The sequence below is a fragment of the Streptomyces anatolicus genome, from assembly GCF_019400875.1.
Classification (GTDB): Bacteria; Actinomycetota; Actinomycetes; order Streptomycetales; family Streptomycetaceae; genus Streptomyces; species Streptomyces anatolicus.
The window spans coordinates 1-2,020 of sequence record NZ_WMBF01000750.1; the positions used below are offsets into that span (position 1 = coordinate 1).

A 2,020-nucleotide genomic window follows, 5' to 3' on the forward strand; every position below is an offset into this window, starting at 1 on the left:
CGGACGCCCCCGCCGCCGAAGCCCCCTCCGAGACCGGCGACAGCGCGTCCGAAGGCTCCGGCTTCGGGCTGCCCGAGGCGCTTCTCGGCGCGCCCCTCCTCGCCGCCGGTCTGCTCGGCGCCCTCGGCCGCCGCCGTCGGCACGCCCTGTGGCAGTCGGCCATGGGCGCGGTCGGCGCGCGCCGCGGCATGCAGCCGCCGACCCCCACCGGGGACGCCGCCGATGTGCAGGACGCGCTGCTCGTGGGCGCCGACCCCGAAGGCGTACGCCTCCTGGACCTGTCGCTGCGCGGCCTCGCCGCCTCGCTCGCCGAGGAGAACCGCGCCCTGCCGACCGTCTACGCGGCCTGGCTGACCAACGGCGACCTGCACCTCCAGCTCGCCCAGCCCGCCGGACGGCCGCCCGCGCCCTGGCAGTTGGGGCAGGACCAGACGTTCTGGGTGCTCTCCCGCACGGACGCCGAGCGGTACGAGGACGTCGGCACCGCCGCTCCCTACCCGGGGCTCGTCAGCCTCGGCACCCTCGGCGCCCCCGAGGAGTCACGGCTGCTCCTCAACCTGGAGTCGGTGCCCGGCATCGTCTCGCTGAGCGGCAGCGCGAGCGACCGCGCCGCCGTCTTCGCCTCGGTCGCCGCCGAACTGGCCACCAACGGCTGGTCGGACCGCATGACCATCACCCTCGTCGGCTTCGGCCAGGACCTCACGCCGCTCGCGCCCAACCGGCTGCGGCACCTGGAGGACGTCGAAGCCCTCCTGGAGACCATGGAGGCCGAGACCCGCCAGCGGCGCGGCGCGCTCGGCGCCGCCGGACACGACTCCGTGCTCACCGGCCGCACCGGCCCCGCCCAGCACACCCGCTGGGCCCCGCACCTCGTGCTGCTCGCCGCCGAACCGACCGGCGATGACGCCGTCAAGCTCGCCGAACTGGCCGCGGACGCCAGCCGGTTGGGCATCGGCTATCTGGTCGGTACGGAGTCGGGGGAGCTGCCCGGCGCCGCCTGGGAGATGGAGATCACCCGGGACGGCAGGCTCCTCGCGCCGCTGCTCGGCCTCGAACTGGCGGCCCAGACACTGCCCGAGCCCCAGCAGCGTGCCGTCGTCCGGCTCTTCACCGACGCCGACCCGGACAGCTCGTCCTCGGGCCCCGCGGGCCCCGACGACGGCCCCGCGGCCGCCGCGCCCCCGTTCCTCGTCGACGTCACCGAGCAGGGGCGGCCCGCGGTCTACGCCCGCCTCGTCGGTACGTACGAGATCATCGGCCTCGCCACTCCCGATGGCGAGCGCAGCGCGCTGATGCACGAGGCGCTGGCCCTGCTCCTGATGCACCGCGAAGGTGTCCACCCCCGGGTGCTCGCCTCCGCGCTGTGGCCGCGCGGGGTCACCGACGACGTGCGCGACGCGCTCGTCGAGCGGCTGCGCGAGTGGCTGGGCACCGACCCCGACGGCTCGCCCCGGCTGCGGGCCGACCGCAGCGGGCGGCTCACGCTCGCCAAGTCCGTCGTCTCGGACCTGGACGTGCTGCGGTCCCTTTACTACGAGGCCACGCAGGGGCGCGGCTCCGGCAACCGTGCCGTGCGCGGGCGGATGCTCACCGACGCGCTGGTGCTCGTACGCGGACCGCTGCTCGCCGACCGGCCACAGGGGCGGTACGGGTGGCTCACGCACGAGATCATCGACGCGCAGCTGCCGTTGCTCGTCGCCGACATCGGCCTCGCCCTTTCGGAGTTCCATCTGGAGAAGGGGCGGGCGGAGAAGGCGATCGAGGCGCTTGACGCTGCGCTGGGCTCGGCGCCGGGGGATGAGCGGCTCTGGAATGAGTTGCTCCGGGCTACGGCCGCGACGGAGGACCCTGCCCGCTTGCGGGGGGTCGCCGCGGATCTCCTTGCCCGGAGTGGGGCTCGGGGGCTGCCCGCGCGTACCGAGGCGTTGCTGGATGAGTTGCTGCCCGCGTGGCGCAGTGGGGTCTCGGCTGCGGGTTAGTGGGGGGTTCTGCCGCCGCTTCGCGGCGGATGCTTTCCCAC

General features: G+C 75.1%; 1 protein-coding gene. It reads left to right on the plus strand.

Annotated elements, in window-relative coordinates; genetic code table 11:
* On the plus strand, positions 1–1,979 hold a 1,979-nt coding region (locus GKQ77_RS32120), incomplete at its 5' end, for an AfsR/SARP family transcriptional regulator (protein WP_219692646.1).
* Between the last annotated feature and the right edge of the window lie 41 nt (positions 1,980–2,020).